Annotated in this window: 16 protein-coding genes and 1 pseudogene; 9 read left to right on the top strand and 8 right to left on the bottom strand. The window is 66.4% G+C overall.

Annotated features, from left to right (window positions below; all coding sequences use genetic code 11):
• The 4 genes and pseudogenes from CF68_RS38535 to rng all read left to right on the top strand — a co-directional run.
• Nucleotides 1-350, top strand: a pseudogene (locus CF68_RS38535) (ribosome silencing factor); the annotation flags it as partial.
• A 53-nt stretch (nt 351-403) separates the two neighbouring features.
• Nucleotides 404-883: a 23S rRNA (pseudouridine(1915)-N(3))-methyltransferase RlmH gene (gene rlmH, locus CF68_RS20410; RefSeq protein ID WP_035822259.1), complete on the top strand. Its 480-nt coding sequence runs from the start codon at nt 404-406 to the stop codon at nt 881-883.
• Nucleotides 884-916: 33 nt separating this feature from the next.
• Nucleotides 917-1531 carry a nucleoside triphosphate pyrophosphatase gene (locus tag CF68_RS20415; protein ID WP_035822261.1) on the top strand — a complete coding sequence of 205 codons (615 nt, stop codon included), beginning with the start codon at nt 917-919 and terminating at the stop codon, nt 1529-1531.
• Nucleotides 1532-1618: 87 nt separating this feature from the next.
• Nucleotides 1619-3085: a ribonuclease G gene (rng, locus tag CF68_RS20420; protein ID WP_035822263.1), complete on the top strand. Its 1467-nt coding sequence runs from the start codon at nt 1619-1621 to the stop codon at nt 3083-3085.
• A gap of 70 nt (nt 3086-3155) precedes the next feature.
• Here the strand turns inward: rng and CF68_RS20425 are convergent, their stop codons facing one another.
• A complete protein-coding gene (locus tag CF68_RS20425; RefSeq protein ID WP_035822265.1) occupies nt 3156-3467 on the bottom strand; it encodes a hypothetical protein in 312 nt (103 codons plus the stop codon).
• A 269-nt stretch (nt 3468-3736) separates the two neighbouring features.
• Between CF68_RS20425 and CF68_RS20430 the strand changes: the two genes are divergently transcribed.
• A complete protein-coding gene (locus CF68_RS20430) occupies nt 3737-4252 on the top strand; it encodes a hypothetical protein (RefSeq protein WP_035822267.1) in 516 nt (171 codons plus the stop codon).
• A 12-nt stretch (nt 4253-4264) separates the two neighbouring features.
• Here CF68_RS20430 and CF68_RS20435 read toward each other — a convergent pair whose 3' ends face one another.
• Nucleotides 4265-4855 (bottom strand): peroxidase-related enzyme, encoded by a 591-nt coding sequence (locus CF68_RS20435; RefSeq protein ID WP_035822428.1) that lies wholly within the window; start codon nt 4853-4855, stop codon nt 4265-4267.
• Between the two features lie 181 nt (nt 4856-5036).
• Here CF68_RS20435 and waaC point away from each other — a divergent pair, with 181 nt between their 5' ends.
• The gene (gene waaC / locus CF68_RS20440) at nt 5037-6023 is read left to right on the top strand and encodes a lipopolysaccharide heptosyltransferase I (protein ID WP_035822269.1); all 987 of its coding nucleotides are present in this window, start codon (nt 5037-5039) and stop codon (nt 6021-6023) included.
• A gap of 58 nt (nt 6024-6081) precedes the next feature.
• On the opposite strand, the gene msbA is transcribed toward waaC, so the two are convergent.
• Together msbA and CF68_RS20450 are read right to left on the bottom strand one after the other, a co-directional pair.
• A complete protein-coding gene (msbA, locus tag CF68_RS20445; RefSeq protein ID WP_200872576.1) occupies nt 6082-7812 on the bottom strand; it encodes a lipid A export permease/ATP-binding protein MsbA in 1731 nt (576 codons plus the stop codon).
• Nucleotides 7813-7903: 91 nt separating this feature from the next.
• A complete protein-coding gene (locus tag CF68_RS20450; RefSeq protein WP_035822274.1) occupies nt 7904-8677 on the bottom strand; it encodes a glycosyltransferase family 25 protein in 774 nt (257 codons plus the stop codon).
• A 299-nt stretch (nt 8678-8976) separates the two neighbouring features.
• On the opposite strand from CF68_RS20450, the gene CF68_RS20455 reads away from it, so the two are divergent.
• Nucleotides 8977-9756, top strand: a complete 780-nt coding sequence (locus tag CF68_RS20455) for a glycosyltransferase family 2 protein (RefSeq protein ID WP_035822276.1) — start codon at nt 8977-8979, stop codon at nt 9754-9756.
• 38 nt (nt 9757-9794) lie between these two features.
• Nucleotides 9795-10868 carry a glycosyltransferase family 4 protein gene (locus CF68_RS20460; protein WP_035822279.1) on the top strand — a complete coding sequence of 358 codons (1074 nt, stop codon included), beginning with the start codon at nt 9795-9797 and terminating at the stop codon, nt 10866-10868.
• A gap of 19 nt (nt 10869-10887) precedes the next feature.
• Here the strand turns inward: CF68_RS20460 and dnaE are convergent, their stop codons facing one another.
• On the bottom strand, nt 10888-14400 hold the full coding sequence (gene dnaE, locus CF68_RS20465; RefSeq protein ID WP_035822430.1) for a DNA polymerase III subunit alpha: 3513 nt from the start codon (nt 14398-14400) through the stop codon (nt 10888-10890).
• A 207-nt stretch (nt 14401-14607) separates the two neighbouring features.
• Here dnaE and CF68_RS20470 point away from each other — a divergent pair, with 207 nt between their 5' ends.
• Nucleotides 14608-15456, top strand: a complete 849-nt coding sequence (locus CF68_RS20470; RefSeq protein WP_035822281.1) for a sulfurtransferase — start codon at nt 14608-14610, stop codon at nt 15454-15456.
• Between the two features lie 12 nt (nt 15457-15468).
• On the opposite strand, the gene CF68_RS20475 is transcribed toward CF68_RS20470, so the two are convergent.
• The 3 genes from CF68_RS20475 to trmD form a co-directional block, all read right to left on the bottom strand.
• The gene (locus CF68_RS20475; RefSeq protein ID WP_035822284.1) at nt 15469-16149 is read right to left on the bottom strand and encodes a CoA pyrophosphatase; all 681 of its coding nucleotides are present in this window, start codon (nt 16147-16149) and stop codon (nt 15469-15471) included.
• Nucleotides 16150-16302: 153 nt separating this feature from the next.
• Nucleotides 16303-16695: a 50S ribosomal protein L19 gene (gene rplS / locus CF68_RS20480; RefSeq protein WP_013955882.1), complete on the bottom strand. Its 393-nt coding sequence runs from the start codon at nt 16693-16695 to the stop codon at nt 16303-16305.
• Between the two features lie 75 nt (nt 16696-16770).
• Nucleotides 16771-17553, bottom strand: a complete 783-nt coding sequence (gene trmD, locus CF68_RS20485; protein ID WP_035822286.1) for a tRNA (guanosine(37)-N1)-methyltransferase TrmD — start codon at nt 17551-17553, stop codon at nt 16771-16773.
• Nucleotides 17554-17563 lie beyond the last annotated feature (10 nt).

Consider the following 17563-nt stretch of genomic DNA (forward strand, 5'->3'; position numbering starts at 1 on the left):
ACGAGGACGAAGCTCCGGTGCGCACCGTGCGCCGCGCCAGCAACCTGCGCCCCGCCCTGGCCCGCCTGCCCGAAGGCATGAAGGAGCCGTCGCCGCCGATGGGCCATGAGGACACCGACGCCGACGCCATCGCCACCATCCGCAAGCCGGCCCGCAAGACCGCCACCAAGACGGCAGCCACCAAGACCGCCGGCACCCGCGCCGCTGCGCCGCGCAAGACCGCTGCTGGCACCACCGCGCGCAAGACTGCAACCAAGACCGCGGTCAAGAAGGCCCCGAGCAAGACCGCTGCCAGCAAGACCGCAGCAGCCAAGCCGGCCGCGCGCAAGCGCACCACCCGCTCGGCCTGAGTCCCGGCGCGCGGCCGCCCGGCGGCCGCGCAGCATGACCCGTCCCCTGCCCCATGCAACTGGTGATCGTGGCCGTCGGCCACAAGATGCCCGGCTGGATCGAAACCGGCTTCAGCGAGTACGCCAAGCGCATGCCGCCCGAGCTGCGCATCGAACTGCGCGAGGTCAAGCCCGAAGCCCGCTCGTCCAGCAACAACGCCGCCACCGTGATGCAGCGCGAAGCCGCGCGCATCGAGGCGGTGCTGGGCTCGCTGTCGAAACAGTGCCGCATCGTCGCGCTGGATGAGCGCGGGCGCGACTTCACCACCGTGCAACTGGCCGCGCAGCTGACCGACTGGCAGCGCGAGGGCGGCGACGTGGCCTTCCTGATCGGCGGCGCCGACGGGCTCGACCCGGCCCTGAAAGCCCGCGCCAGCACCCTGATCCGGCTGTCCAGCCTGACCCTGCCGCACGGCATGGTGCGAGTGCTGCTGGCCGAGCAGCTGTACCGCGCCTGGTCCGTCACACAGAACCACCCCTATCATCGGGCCTGATCCCGGCTGTCGCCGGAAGGCCCCTCCGCCGCGATGCCCGACACCTTGCACGACTATCTTTACCTCGCCTCGCAGAGCCCGCGCCGCCGCGAGCTGCTGACCCAGCTCGGCGTGCGCTACGAACTGCTGCTGGCCGATGACGACGAGGATGCCGAAGCGCTCGAGGCGGTCCAGCCCGGCGAGACCCCCGACGACTACGTCCAGCGCGTCTGCGCGCTGAAGGCCGAAGCCGCGCTGCGCCGCCGCGAACGCCGCGCGCTGCCCGATGCGCCGGTGCTGACCTCCGACACCACGGTCTGCCTGGGCGGCCGCATCCTGGGCAAACCCGCTGACGGCGCCGATGCCGCGGCCATGCTGGGCGCGCTCTCGGGCAGCACCCACCGCGTCCTGACCGCCGTGACGATCGTGTCGACCACGGGCATGCGGCATGCGCTGTCGATCTCAGAAGTCACCTTCCGCCCGATGCAGCCCGCCGAGATCGAGCGCTACGTCGCCAGCGGCGAGCCGCTCGGCAAGGCCGGTGCCTACGGCATCCAGGGCCGCGCGGCGGAGTTCGTCGAGCGGATCGCGGGCAGCTATTCAGGTATCATGGGCTTACCCTTGTTTGAGACGGCGGCGTTACTTCGCCAGGCCCATCTGCAGTTCTGAGCCGCGCCCTCCGTGCCCAGACAAGACCCGGCCCCCGCGCCGGGCCACCCTATACAGCCGGGCCACCGGCGACGCGTTTCACCCGCTATGACTGAAGACATCCTCGTCAACATCACGCCCCAAGAGACCCGCGTCGCCATCGTGCAGCAGGCCGCCGTGCAGGAACTGCATGTCGAACGCACGCTGACCCGCGGGCTGGTCGGCAATATCTACCTGGGCAAGGTGGTACGCGTGCTGCCCGGCATGCAATCGGCCTTTATCGACATCGGCCTGGAACGCGCCGCCTTCCTGCACGTGGCCGACATCTGGCATCCGCGCGATGCCGACCGCAACAATTCCACCCCGCAGCTGGCCATCGAGAAGACCCTGTTCGAAGGCCAGGCGCTGATGGTGCAGGTGATCAAGGACCCGATCGGCACCAAGGGCGCGCGGTTGTCCACCCAGGTGAGCATCGCCGGGCGCACCCTGGTGTACCTGCCGCAGGATCCGCATATCGGCATCTCGCAGCGCATCGAGGGTGAAGTGGACCGCGAGGCGCTGCGCAGCCGCGTGCAGGGCCTGGTGCCCGACGACGAGCGCGGCGGCTTTATCGTGCGCACCATCGCCGAGGAAGCGACCGACGAAGAACTCGGCAACGATATTGCCTACCTGCGCAAGATCTGGGGCGCGATCCGCCAGAACGCCACCACCCTGCCCGCGCCCAACCTGCTCTACCAGGACCTGAACCTGGCCCAGCGCGTGCTGCGCGACTTTATCAACGACGCCACCGGCGTGATCCAGATCGACTCGCGGGAGAACTACCAGATGCTGCTGGAGTTCGCCAAGGAATACACCCCGGCGGTGCTGCCGCGGCTGTCGCACTACACCGGCGAGCGCCCGATCTTCGACCTGTTCAATATCGACGCCGAGATCGAGAAGGCGCTGTCGCGCCGGGTGGACCTGAAGTCGGGCGGCTACCTGATGATCGACCAGACCGAGGCGATGACGACCATCGACGTCAACACCGGCGGCTACGTGGGCGCGCGCAACTTCGACGACACCATCTTCAAGACCAACCTGGAGGCGGCCCACACCATCGCGCGGCAGCTGCGCCTGCGCAACCTCGGCGGCATCATCATCATCGACTTCATCGATATGGAGAACGTCGAGCACCGCGACGCGGTGCTGTCCGAGCTGAAGCGAGCGCTCGCACGCGACCGCACCCGCATCACGGTCAACAGCTTCTCGCAGCTGGGCCTGGTCGAGATGACGCGCAAGCGCACGCGCGAGTCGCTGGCGCATGTGCTGTGCGAACAATGCCCGGTGTGCCAGGGCAAGGGCCAGGTCAAGACGCCGCGCACGGCCTGCTACGACATCCTGCGCGAGATCATGCGCGAGTCGCGCCAGTTCAACCCGCGCGAATTCCGCATCCTGGCCTCGCAGGAAGTGATCGACCTGTTCCTGGAAGAAGAAAGCCAGCATCTGGCGATGCTTGGCGACTTCATCGGCAAGCCGATTTCGCTGCAGGTGGAATCGACGTTCCACCAGGAGCAGTACGACATCATCCTGATGTGAAGATGCCGGCGCAGGCATGGAAAGGCCCGCTCACTGGCGGGCCTTTCTGCATTCTGGCCGGAACAAGACACTAGGGCCGGATCACGACTTGCGGGCTCACCACGAAGGCGGGTTCGGGCTGGTAATACACAGCCGGCGGCGGCTGGTACATGACCGGCCGGTCCTTGCACTTGCGCTCTTCCTTGTACTCGCCATTGTCTTTCCACTTGCGCTTGATCTTGCAATTGCCGACCCAGAACTCTTCCTTGTAGTCGCCGCCCTTGTACCGGCGCGCGTAGCGGTGATCGTCATCGTCCCAGTCGTCGTCGGCATGGGCGGCGGCGGAAATGGTGCCAAGGAGCACGGGCAATACAACGAGGGCAACAAGGGTGCGGGGCTTCATTGTGGGGGCGGCGAGCGATGGTTGAGGAAGGCTAGCACGCCGCATCCCGCATCTGTGTATCAGGCTGTTTACGAACGTAACCACGTTGCAGCGCCTGCGCCTGTCCGCTTGCGTCCGCCACCTTACGGACTCGGGGATGGTCCTACCCCAATTCCGTTTGCCATCCGCTATAACTAAGCCAAGGTAGTCAGCGGCATCCGCACGGATGCCGCGCCCGGCTTGCCGCCCCGATGCGAGGCGCGGCCCGGTCGGCAAGCAAGGAGTCCGGCATGAACGCCACGAACCATGGGGCCTGTCTGCTGGCCCTCCTGTTGTCGGTGGCGTGCGCGCCATTGCCATTGCCGATCGCCAAGCGCGCCCCCGTACCGCCACCCGAGGCGAAGGGCGAAGCGCCCGCCGCGCCCAAGGAGCGCGCCACCCCGATCGCAAACAAGACCATCAACATTGCCGCCGCCTGCAAGCGCACCGAGGAAGACGGCTTCCGCGAAGACGCGCTGATGGACGTCAGGGCCAACGAGGTGCGTGCGCTCAAGTGGAAGCTGTGGGTATCGCGGCGCGGCAGTTGCGAATTCAACCTGGCCGAGTTCCGGCAGGTCCGCGAGACCCCGCACATCGAACTGCAGGCCATCGACGGCAGCCAGTGCAAGCTGCTGGTGTGGCAGGACCCACGCCGCGTGACGCTGGCCCATAACCGCTGCGAGAAGCACTGCACGCCCGGCATCTACGAGCAGGCGTGGCCGGTGCTGTTCGACCCCAAGAGCGGGGCCTGCGCCGAGGTGCGCTGAGCCGCTGCGGCGTTACTTCGCTTTCGGCACCCGGCCCATCAGGTAGAACTCGTCGTTCGGGCGCATGCTGACGGTATTGGCCATCCGGTTCGACAGGCCGAAGAACGCCGTGATCGCGGCAATATCCCAGGCATCCTCCTCGGAAAAACCGTGCTCGCGCAGCGCGGCAAAGTCGGCATCGCCCACTTCATGCGACGCCTTGCACACCTTCATCGCAAAGTCGAGCATCGCGCGCTGGCGCGGCGGAATATCCGCCTTCAGGTAATTCACCGCCACCTGGTCCGCCACCAGCGGCTTCTTCTCATAGATGCGCAGGATCGCGCCATGCGCCACCACGCAGTACAGGCACTGGTTGGCACCGGAAGTCGCCACCACGATCATCTCGCGCTCGCCCTTGGTCAGGCCGCCCTCCTTGAGCATCAGCGCGTCGTGGTAGGCGAAGAACGCGCGGAACTCGTCGGGGCGGTGCGCCAGCGCCAGGAAGACGTTGGGGACGAAGCCGGCTTTTTCCTGGACTTCCAGGATGCGGGCGCGGATGTCGTCGGGGAGGTCGGTCAGCGCGGGGATGGGGTAGCGGCTGATGGGGAATGCCGTGTCGGACATGGTGGTCTCCTGTTGGATATGCGTCATCGATCGTGAGCTTCTGATGCAGATACTAACGGATCGGCATGGGCGTTGCGGGCGCCATGTCGCCCATGCATCGCACGGACCATGTCCGATGGTTCTCAGGCATACTACGCACCTTCCGAACCAGGCGGGCACACTGCCCGCCCTACTGTTCCTGATGAAACGTATTCTCATCGTCAAGCTGACCTCCCTCGGCGACATGGTGTTCACCCAGCCGCTGGTCGCAGACCTGCAGCGGGCCTTTCCCGGCGTCAAGATCGACTGGATCGCTGACTCATATTGCGCCGACGTGCCGCGCTGGAATCCGAATATCGAGCGTGTGATTTCCGCGCCGCTGCGCGGCTTCAAGAAGGCACGCAACTGGGCTGGCTTGCGTGCGATCTTCAGTGCGCTGCGTGAACTGCGCCGCGAGAAGTACGATGCGGTGCTGGACGTCCACGGCGTCTACAAGAGCGCCATCGTGACGTTCCTGGCACGCACCCGCAATCGCTATGGCTACCCCGTGGCAGAGTTGGGCGAGAGCGGCGCCCGCTTCGCCTACAACCATGTGTTCCAGCCATTTGTCGAAGAAGATTGCGCGCGGCAGCGGATGCGCCGCGCCGTCAGCCGCGCCTTGGGCTATGAGCTGACCAAAGAGATGAACTACGGCCTGGAGATGCCCGCAGACACGCCGGCGCCGGCCGCCAAGGGTCCGTACGCGATGCTGTTCCATGCCACCTCGAGCGAGGAAAAGAAGTGGCCGGTCGCCGACTGGATCAGCGTGGGCAGCGCGATCTCGGCGCGCGGGCTGCGCGTGCTGGTGCCCTGGGGCAACGACGCGGAGCGCAAGGAAGCCGAAACCATCGCCGCCAGCGTGCCCAACGCCGAAGTGATGCCGCGCCTGAGCATCACCGGCGTGGCGCAGATGGTAGGCAAGGCATCGCTGGTGGTTGGCATGGACACCGGCTTCGTGCATATCGCCGATGCGCTGCGCCGCCCGACCGTGATCCTGTTCACGACCACGTCGCGCCACCTGTACGGCGTCGATGCGCCGGGCCGCGCGGTCTCGCTGGGCGGCGGCGGCGTGGTGCCGCGGCGGGACCAGGTGCTGGCTGCCATCGATGAAGTGCTGGGCGTGCAGCCGCCCGTCACCTCGCCAAGCTGAGCACGAAGGAAACGACAAAGGCCGGCGCAAGCGCCGGCCTTTGTCGTTGGTAGGTCCGTTACCCTTGCTGCGTCGCGAACTGGATCCGGTGCAGCCCGGCGTACAGGCCGTTGGCCGCCAGCAGCTGCGCGTGCGTGCCCTGCTCCGCCACGCGGCCGTGGTCCAGCACGGCGATGCGGTCGGCGTTCTCGATGGTGGACAAGCGGTGCGCAATCACCAGCGTGGTCCGGCCCCTCATCAGTTCCTCCAGCGCCGCCTGCACCTGGCGCTCCGACTCCGAATCCAGTGCCGAAGTCGCCTCGTCCAGGATCAGGATTGGTGCGTCCTTGTACAGCGCCCGGGCAATCGCCAGCCGCTGGCGCTGGCCACCGGACAGCTTCATGCCGTTGTCGCCGATATTGGTGTTCAGGCCCTCCGGCAGCCCCTTGACCGTTTCCGTCAGGTAGGCGGCCGCCAGCGCGCGCTCAACGCGGGCCATGTCGATCTCGCTGTCGGATTGCGCGCCATATGCCACATTGGCGGCGACGGTGTCGTTGAACAGCACCACGTCCTGGCTGACAAAGGCAATCTGGTTGCGCAGGTCCTTCAGCGACAACTCGGTCAGCGGCGTGCCGTCCAGCAGGATGCGCCCGCCAGTGGGGTCGAAGAAGCGCGGCACCAGGTTGACCAGCGTGGTCTTGCCGCTGCCCGACGGGCCCACCAGCGCCACCACCTCGCCTGGGCTGACGCGCAGGTCGATGCCCTCCAGCGCGGCGCGCGATGCTTCACCGTAGCGGAAGCCGACTTGCTCGAAGGCCAGCTCGCCACGGGCACGACCCAGCATCTTGCCACCGTCCTGCGGCTCGATCGGTTCATCGATCAGCCGGAAGATCATCTCGGCTGCGGTGAGGCCGCGCGTCAGCGGCTGGTTGATGTCGGTCAGGTGCTTGAGCGGCGAGATCAGCAGCAGCATCGCCATCACAAAGCCGGTAAAACCGCCCACCGTGGTCTGGTTCGCCTGCGCCTGCACCATCGCAATGGTGATGATCACCGACAGCGCCAGCGCGGCCAGGAAGGCCGTGACCGGCTGGGTCAGCCCGCCGGCAACCGCCATGCGCATCGAGTAGTTCTTGAGCCGCTCGGCCACGGTGCGGAAGCGGCCCATCTCGTAGGCTTCGCCGCCGTGCAGCTTGACCACCTTGTAGCCGCCCACGGCCTCTTCCACGACATAGGCAGCGTTGTTGGTAAAGGACTGGTGATCGCGGTTGAGCTTGCGCAGCCGGCGGTTGATCTTCGACATCAGGTAGCCGATCACCGGCAGGATCACCGCCACGATCAGCGTCAGGCGCCAGTTGGTATAGAACAGGTAGATCAGCAGCGCGACAACCGTCAGCGAGTCCCGCACCAGCGTGATAAAGACGCTGGTCAGGATCTGCAGCACCTGGTTGACCTCGAAGATCACGGCATTGATCAGCGAAGCCGCCGTGTTGCGGTGGAAGAACGACGCCGGCGCCTGCAGCAGGCGCTCGAACATCTGCAGCCGCATCTTCAGCAGCACGCGGTTCGAGATCAGGTTCAGCAGGTAGCCCGAGGCAAACTGCGCCACGCCGCGGATCAGGGCCACGCCGGTCAGGATGGCGGGGACATGCCACAGCGTGCCGGCGTAGTCGCCGCCGAAACCCTTGTCGAGCAAATCATTGACGACCTTGGGAATCACCCCTTCGCTGCCCGCCACGACCGCCATGGCAAGGATGGCGCCGATGAAGATGCGCAGTTCAGGGCGCAGGTAAGACCAGAGCCGGCTGGCCATGCTGGACGGCACGGCGGCACCTGGCGAAATGGGCGGTTTGGATGTGGTCACTGATATTTCTTGTGTGTGGAGGCGGCGTGCCGGCCCGGCGCTAGCCCGGCCGCTTCTGCCGGGCTACCCGAAGGAAGGGCCTGACGATGAGCTGGAACAGGAAGCGCTGATAGACGTAGCGGCGCAGATAATAGCCGATGCTGCGCTGAGCCTTGTCGGTGGCGTCCAGGTCGGCGCGATGCGTTTCGAGCGACGAGGTCTCGGCCAGCTCGGTCAGGCCGATGCAATATGGCACCACCGCACTGACCGACACCAGGCCCTGCTTTTCGAAGGCCGACCAGTAGTCGGCCGCGCACCACATCGGCTGCAAGCCCGCCAGCAGCCGCTGCGCTGCGGCGCGCGTCACCACGTAGCCGTGCGCGCGCCACCATTCGCCATAGCGCCTGACCAGGCGTCGTTCGCCGCCGAGCCTGCGGGCACCCCAGCGGGTGTACTTGTCGACATGGGACAGCAGCACTACCTCGGCCCGGTCCGGATCCAGGCGCGACTCCAGGTCGGCCAGCACGGTTGCCAGGTCGGGGCCAGGCGAAGCATCGTCTTCCAGCACCAGCGCAAAGGCGGCGCCGTCGTCCAGCATCTGGCGGTACACACCGAGGTGGCTCAACCCGCACCCGACCTCACCCCGGCTCATGGGCCGGTAGCGCGCGGCGGCGGCGGCGGCATCGTACTTGCTGGCCAGTTCCTCCTGCGCCAGCACGCGGCCATCCACGGCCCGGAACACCTGGAACGGGATGCCAAGGCCGGCCAGCTGGCCGGAAATGCGCTCCCGGCGCTCCCGCGCGGTGTCGAGATTGATGACGTAGGCGCTGATCATGCGGCCAGCGCCTGTGGGTCAGGTCTTGCCCGGATTGCAGCCGGCAAGAGAGAGACCAGTGCTGCACGCGCAGGCAGAAGGAAGACTTCTTCCATCCCGGCAGAACGGGACAATTGTGCTCGTATCATCAATTTGAGAATCAGGAAACGGCCCGCTAGCCGACTCGGGGGCATCAGGGTGCGCGAAGGGCGTCATGCGCCAGTGCGGTAGAATACGCGGTCTCGATCCAGCGCCTGGCGCCGTGGGCGACTCCGGCGGCCCGTCGGTCTTGTCCGACCTGCGTGCCTCCCCTATGTTCCATGAGAGTCTCGGCCGTCATCATTACCAGGAATGAAGCTCACAATATCGGGCCATGCCTCGAAAGCGTGTCCTGGTGCGAAGAGGCGATTATAGTGGATTGGGCCAGCACGGATGACACGGTGGCGATTGCGCGTGCCGCTGGCGCCACTGTCATCCAGACTGAGGACTGGCCTGGGTTCGGCCCGCAGAAGAACCGCGCGGTTGACGCCGCCACCGGCGACTGGATCCTGAGTCTCGATGCCGATGAACGTGTCACGCCCGCGCTGCGCGACGAGATCCTGGGCCAGCTTGAGCGCGCCGACGCTCACGCGCTTGCGCTGCCGCGCCTGTCAGCGTTCTGCGGCACCTTCGTGCGCCACGCAGGCTGGTATCCGGACTATGTGACCCGCGTCTTCCGCAAGGGCCGCGGCCGCTTCACGGATGACCTGGTCCACGAACACCTGAAGGTGGACGACCCGGTCACCCATCTGCGCGAGCCGCTGATCCATTACAGCTACCGCACACTGTCGGACGTGCTGCGCAAGATCGACAGCTACTCCAGCGCAGGCGCGCAGCAGGCCTACGCGCGGGGCAAGCGTAGTTCGGTGGCGTCCGCCGCGGGCCACGGCCTGTGGGCCTTCATCCGGACCTACCTACTCAAGCGCGGCTTCCTGGACGGCAGTGCAGGCTTCGGCGTGGCGCTGATGAACGCACAGGCAAGCTACTACAAGTACGCCAAGCTGGCGCAGTTGCAGGCCGACGCCGATCTCAAGGCAGCAGCCCCTGAGGTCACCCGTTGAGGCGGCCGGCCGCCCCTCTCCCCTTATTCCATGCATCGATGAAAGTTGGCATCTCCTGCAATCGATTCGGCGCTGGCGGCGGCCTGGAACGCTATGCGCTCGACATCAGCCGGGCAATGGCAGGCCGCGCCGGCACCGAGGTATCGGTCTACGCGCGCCGCTTCGACGCCGGCGTGGCGCAGGCGGCCGGCATTGCCCCGCACCGGATCGTGGTGTCGTGGCTGCCCGGCAAGCTGCGCGACCGCTACTTCTCGTGGCGGCTGCAAGCGCGCCGTCCCGCGGACGAAGTGCTGATCGGCTGCAACCGCGTGCGCGGCTCCGATATCGCCATCTGCGGCGGCACCCATCGCGGCTATCTCGCCGCACGCGGCACGCCAGCGCGCCGCTCGGACCAATGGCAGATCGAACTGGAGAGTGCGCAGTATGCTGGCGCGCACCGCGTGGTGGCGCATTCGGCGCTGATGCGCCGCGAGGTGATCGAGCTGTACGGGATGCCGCCGGATCGCGTGGAACTGATCTATCCGCCGGTCGACACGCAGCGCTTCACGCCGGTGGACGCCGACGCGCGCACCGCGTTGCGCCGTGAGTTCGGTTTCGGTGACGATGAGGTCGTGTTCCTGTTCCCGTCTTCGGGCCATGCCCGCAAGGGTTTCGACCTGCTTGCCGACTATTTCTCTAAATCGGACCTGCCGATCACGCTTGCCGTGGCCGGCCGTCCGGTCGGGCGCACCATCCCGCGGGTACGGGAACTGGGCTACAGCAGCCGCATCGACGCGCTCTACCGCGCCGCGGACTTCACCATCCTGGCTTCGGGCTATGAACCGTTCGGACTGGTCGGCGTGGAATCGGTGTTGTGCGGCACGCCGCTGGTCTTTGCCGACAATATTGCCTGCCTGGAGGTGATCCGGACGCAGGCGGTGCATGCCTTCGCACGCGATCGCGCCGAGACCCTCGACCGCGCGATTCGCGCCGCGGTCGACGCAGCACGCAGCGGCCAGGGCCGGCTGGCGGATCCGATGGCGATGCTCAACTACGATCCGGGCATCGAGGCCCACGTCGACGCGCTGCTAGCGCTGGCGGCCAGCGCGCGTGCCGCCCGGCAGGCGGCCTGAGACCGCCGCTGCCGTTGGCTTATTCGTAGAGGGTGCTGACGCCGTCCGGCGACAGTGCCAGCCGCAACGCGGTCAGCGCCTCGTCGGAGGGCACCACCTTCCAGTCCGCTCCGAGCATGGCCTCGCACGAAGCCGCCGCCGACTGGTAATGGATGCGCACCGGCAGCCCCTGCGCACCGCTGGCGCGGGCCAGGTGCGGCATCAGCAGTTCACGCAAGATCCCGGTCGACGAATTCCCATTCATCGACAACCGCACGGCGCTGGCAAACTTGACGCGTGCGGCCACCAGGTCCATCACGGACTCCGCCGTAAACCTGACCCCGCCGGTAAACGTATCGTGCCGCGCATTCCCCGTGGCGATCAGCAGCTCGTCCTCGCCGAACATGTGCCGATTGGCGTCGAACAGCTCGTTGAACACCGTCATCTCGACCAGCCCGGTGCCGTCGTCCAGCGTCACGATCAGCATCTTGCCGCGCTGGGTCATCTGCGTGCGGATGCCTGAGATCACGCCGGCGATGGTCTTGCCGCGCACGTCGCGGCCGAAGCCGCCGCCGTTGCCCTGCACTTCCTTTTCCAGCGCGGCCAGCGTGCCCTTGTTGAAGCGGCGCACCTCGTCGCGGTAGGCGTCGAACAGGTGGCCGGAGAAGTAGTAGCCGAGCGCCTGCTTCTCTTCCTGCAGCGTGCGCTTGGGGCTCCAGCGCGGTTCGTCGAGCAGCTCGGGGCGGTGCGCTTCGCCGGCATCGCCCATCAGGTCGAACAGCGACACCTGGTTGGCGGACTCGGCCTTCTGCTCGGCGGCCTCCATCGCGATCGGCACCGATGCCAGCAGCTGGGCGCGGTTGTCGTTCAGGCTGTCGAAGGCGCCGGCGCGGATCAGGGCCTCGATGGTGCGACGGTTGACCTGGCGGCGGTCGACGCGCTCGCAGAAGTCGAACAGATCGGCGAAGGGCCGCTCCTCGCGCGCGCGCAGGATGTCTTCGATCGCGCCCTGGCCGCTGCCCTTGATGCCACCCAACCCGTAGCGGATGGTCTTGGGGTCGGTCGGCGCGAAGCGGTATTCGCTGGCGTTGACGTCAGGCGGCAGCACCGCGAGCTTGTTGAGCTTGCAGTCCTCGTAGAGGATCTTGACCTTGTCGGTGTCATCCATGGCCAGCGACATGTTGGCTGCCATGAATTCGGCCGGATGGTGGGCCTTGAGCCACGCGGTGTAGTACGCCAGCAGCGCGTACGCGGCCGCGTGCGACTTGTTGAAGCCGTAGCCCGCGAACTTCTCCATCAAGTCGAAGATATCGTCGGCCTGCTGCGCGGAGAGACCATTCTTGTCGGCACCTTCGCGGAACATCACGCGGTGCTGCGCCATTTCCTCGGGCTTCTTCTTGCCCATGGCGCGGCGCAGCAGGTCGGCGCCGCCAAGCGAGTAGCCGCCGATGATCTGCGCCATCTGCATCACCTGCTCCTGGTAGACCATGATGCCGTAGGTCTCTTTCAGGACAGGCTCGACGCGCGGATCGGGATACTCCACCCTTTCGCGGCCGTGCTTGCGCGCGCAGAAGCTGGGGATCAGGTCCATTGGGCCGGGGCGGTAGAGCGCCACCAGCGCGATGATGTCCTCGAAGCGGTCAGGCTTGGCGTCCTTCAGCATGCCCTGCATGCCGCGGCTTTCCAGCTGGAACACAGCGACGGTGTTGGCAGTCTTCAGGATGTCGAAGGCGGGACTGTCGTCGAGCGGGATATGGCTGCAGTTCCAGTCGGCCTTGCTGGGGTCCAGGCGGCGGATATAGCGCTCGGCCCAGTCCAGGATGGTCAGCGTGGTCAGGCCCAGAAAGTCGAACTTGACCAGGCCCGCGGCCTCGACGTCGTCCTTGTCGTACTGGCTGACCACGCCGCTCATGCCGTCGTTCTGCGCGCCCTGCGTGTACAGCGGGCAAAAGTCGGTCAGCCTGCCGGGCGCGATCAGCACGCCGCCGGCGTGCATGCCGACGTTGCGGGTCATGCCTTCGACGCGCTGCGCCAGTTCCAGCAGCTGGCGCACTTCTTCCTCGTTGTTCTCGCGCTCGGTCAGCAGCGGCTCTTCCTTCTTGGCCTCTTCGATGGTGACCAGCTTGCCCGGCTTGAACGGGATCAGCTTGGCGATACCGTCGACAAAACCGTAGCCGAGGTCGAGCACGCGACCCACGTCGCGCACCGCGGCCTTGGCCGCCATGGTGCCGAAGGTGGCGATCTGCGATACCGCGTCCTTGCCGTACTTCTCCTTCACGTACGTGATCACGCGATCGCGGCCGTGCTGGCAGAAGTCGATGTCGAAGTCAGGCATCGAGACCCGTTCCGGGTTCAGGAAACGCTCGAACAGCAGCGCGTACTTGAGCGGATCCAGGTCGGTAATGCCGAGCGCATAGGCCACCAGCGAACCGGCACCCGAGCCCCGGCCCGGACCCACCGGCACGCCGTTGTTCTTGGCCCAGTTGATAAAGTCCGCCACGATCAGGAAGTAGCCGGGGAAGCCCATCTTGATGATGGTGCCGGTCTCGAACTCCAGCCGTGCGTAGTATTCCGGGCGCTTCGATTCGCGCACCGCCTCGTCGGGGAACAGCACCGCCAGGCGCTTCTCCAGCCCGTCCTTGGCCATGTAGACGAGGTAGTCGTCCAGCGACATGCCGTCGGGCGTCGGGAACAGCGGCAGGCGCGGCTTGCCCAGCTCAAGCGTCAGGTTGCAGCGGCGCGCGATCTCGACCGCGTTCTCCAGTGCCGAGGGAATGTCCGCGAACAGCGCGCACATCTCATCCTGGGTCTTGAAGTACTGGTCGGTGGTAAAGCGCCGGGTTCGGCGCGGATTGGCCAGCAGCTCGCCCTCGGCGATGCACACGCGCGCCTCGTGCGCGGTGTAGTCGTCCGGCGTCATGAACTGCACCGGATGCGTGGCCACCACCGGCAGTTGCAGTTCCGCCGCGAGCTGCACGGCCTGCTGCACGTAGGCATCGGTGCCGGCATTGCCGGCGCGCTGCAGTTCGATGTAGAAGCGCTGCGCGAATACCGTGGACCAATGCTGTGCCGCGCGGCGCGCACCGTCGGCATTGCCGTTGGCCAGCGCCATGCCGATATCGCCACCCATTGCGCCCGACAGGGCGATCAGGCCGGTGGCCAGCGGCAGGTCGTCCTCGCCGGGTTCCAGGAACCAGGCCGGATCGATCTCGGCGCGGCCGCGGTGCTGGTTGCCCAGCCATGCGCGCGACAACAGCATGCACAGGTTCAGGTAGCCGCGGCGGTCCTGCACCAGCAGCAGCAGGCGCGACGGCTTGTCGCGGTCCTCGGCGTTGGTGAGCCAGACGTCGGCACCGACCACCGGCTTCACGCCGCCGCCGCGCGCCTCCTTGTAGTAACGGATCAGCCCGAAGGCGTTGGCGAGGTCCGTCAGGGCGAGCGCGCCCATGCCATCGGCGGCAGCGGCCTTGACGGCGTCTTCCAGGCGGACGATGCCGTCCACGATGGAGTATTCGGAATGCAGGCGGAGGTGTACGAAGCGGGGTGCGGACATGGGCGACATTGTACCGGCTCAGCCCGCTGGCATGCCTCCAATATTGCGTGCAGCCAGCGCCCCGCGGGATCATCGCAAAGCTGAATGGCGCGCTGGGGATTGCGCCTCGGCAAGCGCCGTGCGCGGTATAATTTCGCCTTTCCAATCAGGCAGTTATTGCCGGCCGTCAGCGCCTTGCCAGGCGCCGCCGTACGCGCGCAGCCTCCCATGCAGATCGTCAATATTTCCGCTTACAAATTCGTCTCGCTGGACGACATCGAGACCCTGCGCCCGGCCATGCGCGAGCGCTGCGAAGCGGCCGGCCTGAAGGGCACGATCCTGCTCGCGCCGGAAGGCATCAATATGTTCCTGGCCGGCCCGCGCGCGGCCATCGACGGTTTCATGGCCTGGCTGCACGCCGATGCGCGCTTTGCCGATATCGCGCCCAAGGAAAGCCCGTCGGAACACCAGCCCTTCAAGCGCATGCTGGTGCGCGCCAAGAAGGAAATCATCACCATGAAGATGCCGCTGATCCGCCCCGAGGAAGGCCGCGCGCCGTCAGTGCGGCCGGCCGACCTGAAGCGCTGGCTGGACCAGGGGCACGACGACGAAGGCCGCCCGGTGGTGATGCTGGACACGCGCAATGATTTCGAAGTCGCGGTTGGCACGTTCGAAGACGCCGTCGAATACGACATCGCCAAGTTCAGCGAATTTCCCGAGGCAGTGGCGGCCCACAAGGCGGAGCTGGAAGGCAAGACCGTGGTGTCGTTCTGCACCGGCGGCATCCGCTGCGAGAAGGCGGCGATCCATATGCAGGAAGCCGGTATCGAGCGCGTGTACCAGCTTGAGGGCGGCATCCTGAAGTACTTCGAGGAAGTCGGCGGCAGCCACTATCGCGGCGACTGCTTCGTCTTTGACTACCGCACCGCGCTGAACCCCAACCTGGAGCCGGCCGGTCCCAAGCAGTGCTTTGCCTGCCGCGCGGTGGTCACGCCGCAGGAGCAGCAAAGCCCGCACTACGTGGTCGGCAAGAGCTGCCCCCACTGCATCGGCAGCAAGGACCAGGCCGCAGCGTAAGAAGCCGGCGGCTCAAGCCGCCAGCAGGTGGTAAAGATTGCGCAGCATGCCCGCGGTGGCGCCCCAGATAAAGCGGTGGCCGCCGGTCTCACGCGGATAGGGCATGGCGTAGAACACCCGCTCGCCGTCGACCCAGCGGAACAGGCGCCGTTCATGGTGGGACGGGTCCATCAGGAACGCGAGCGGCACTTCGAAGACATCGGCGACTTCCGAGGCATCCGGGCGCAGCGTGAAACCGTCACGCACCAGCCCTACCACGGGGCTCACGTGGAAACCGGTGCCGGTGATGTAGTCCGGCAGCGCACCCAGCACTTCCACATAGTCGCGCGCCAGTCCCACCTCTTCTTCAGTCTCGCGCAGCGCCGTGTCGATCCGGTTGACATCCCATGACTCCTGCCGCCCGCCCGGGAAGCTGATCTGCCCGCCATGCGCGCTCAGGTTGGCATTGCGCTGCGTCAGCAGCACCGTCAGGCCGTCATGGCGCTCCACCAGCGGCACCAGCACGGCGGCGTCGCGCAGCCCGCGGCTGCGGTCATAGACGCGCGATTCATCGGTCAGCTCCGGCGCCCAGGCCGGCGGCACCCGGAAGCGGTGCCGGATAAAGTCCACCTCAAGCCGCGGCGCGCTCAGGGCGCCGTTGCGCAGGTCGGTGTCGATGACGGGGAGGGATTCGGGATCGAAGGCAGGACGCATAACATCGCAAGTATGACAGAAGCGCGCATTCTGGCGCTGCAGCAAAAGCGCCTGCCGCTTCCACCGTTTGCGCCACGCCAATGCAAAAAGGGCACCCTGGGGTGCCCTTCCTGAGGAAACGCTGGCCGGGCTGCCCCGGCCGGCATGCCCAGCTTACTGCGCAGCCTTGGCAGCGACAGCAGCCTTCGACACCAGCTTTTCCTTGATACGTGCGGACTTGCCCGAACGCTGGCGCAGGTAGTACAGCTTCGCGCGACGCACGTCGCCGCGACGCTTCACTTCGATGCCGGCGATCAGCGGCGAGTACAGCTGGAACGTACGTTCCACGCCTTCACCCGACGAGATCTTGCGCACGATAAAGGACGAGTTCAGGCCGCGGTTACGCTTGGCGATCACCACACCTTCATAGGCCTGCACGCGCTTGCGGGTACCTTCCACCACGTTCACGTTGACGATCACGGTGTCGCCAGGTGCGAATGCGGGGATGGTCTTGTTCGCGGTCAGACGCGCGATCTCTTCCTTCTCGATCTGCTCGATGATGTTCATCGTTTTTTCTCCGTAACCATCGTGCCGGCGTTGTATGCCCCAGGCATTGCCCGGGCCCCGGCAGAGGATGGGGTTTTACCTGGCGGGAGTTTCCCCCCGCCCTTCCTTCGCCGCCCATTCCGACAAGAATTTCTCGTCGGCGCGGGTCAGCAAACCTTGTTCGCGAGCGGCCTCGATCAGGTCGGGGCGCTTGCTCGCGGTGTTGGCCAGCGCCTGCTGGCGCCGCCATTTCTCGATCTCGGCGTGATGGCCCCCGAGCAGGATCTCGGGCACCCGCACGCCTTCATATTCTTCCGGCCGCGTGTAGTGCGGACAATCCAGCAGGCCGTTGACGAAACTGTCCTGCACCGCGGACTGCGCATCGCCCAGCACGCCGGGCAGATGCCGCACCACCGCGTCGATCAGCGCCATCGCCGGCAGTTCGCCGCCTGACAGCACAAAGTCGCCGAGGCTGATTTCTTCGTCCACGCGGCGGTCGATCAGCCGCTGGTCGATGGCCTCATACCGGCCGCACAGCAAGACCAGGCCTGGCCGTTCAGCCAGTTCCATCACCTTGGCATGCGACAGCGTCTTGCCCTGCGGCGACATCAGCACCACATGCGGCTTTGGCACGCCGGCCTGCGCCTGCGCCGCCACCGCGGCATCGATCGCGTCATCCAGCGGCTTGGCCAGCATCACCATGCCGGGGCCGCCGCCGTAAGGACGATCATCGATGGTGCGGTAGTTGTCGACCGTGAAATCACGCGGATTCCAGGTACGCAAGCCATAGCGCTGCTGCTTGGCCGCCCGGCTGGTAATGCCCCAGTCGGTCAGCGCGCGAAACATGTCGGGAAACAGCGTGATCACATCGAACTGCATCCGCTCTCTC

Origin of the sequence: Cupriavidus sp. SK-4 (assembly GCF_000611125.1) — a bacterium.
Classification (GTDB): domain Bacteria; phylum Pseudomonadota; class Gammaproteobacteria; order Burkholderiales; family Burkholderiaceae; genus Cupriavidus; species Cupriavidus necator.